Here is a 296-nt window from a genome sequence, read left to right on the forward strand (position 1 = left end):
CTTCCAAGTGCCGAGGGCCGGACTTGAACCGGCACGATAGTCACCTACCGCAGGATTTTAAGTCCTGTGTGTCTGCCAATTCCACCACCCCGGCAGTATAATCAAATCAAGACAAAAATGAGAGCGGAAGACGGGATTCGAACCCGCGACCCCAACCTTGGCAAGGTTGTATTCTACCACTGAACTACTTCCGCATCGCAAATAGTGCGGGTGAAGGGACTCGAACCCCCACGTCAAAGACACTAGATCCTAAGTCTAGCGCGTCTGCCAATTCCGCCACACCCGCATGTATTTAT

Annotated in this window: 3 tRNA genes; all 3 read right to left on the reverse strand. The window is 52.4% G+C overall.

Going from position 1 to position 296, the window contains the following annotated elements:
* Window positions 1–8: 8 nt before the first annotated feature.
* Window positions 9–94 (reverse strand) — tRNA-Leu (locus tag WD019_RS21815).
* Window positions 95–122: 28 nt separating this feature from the next.
* Window positions 123–194 (reverse strand) — tRNA-Gly (locus WD019_RS21820).
* 11 nt (window positions 195–205) lie between these two features.
* A tRNA-Leu gene (locus WD019_RS21825) sits at window positions 206–286 on the reverse strand.
* Window positions 287–296 lie beyond the last annotated feature (10 nt).

The sequence above is a fragment of the Fictibacillus sp. Mic-4 genome (assembly GCF_049843615.1).
GTDB lineage: Bacteria > Bacillota > Bacilli > Bacillales > Fictibacillaceae > Fictibacillus_A > Fictibacillus_A gelatini.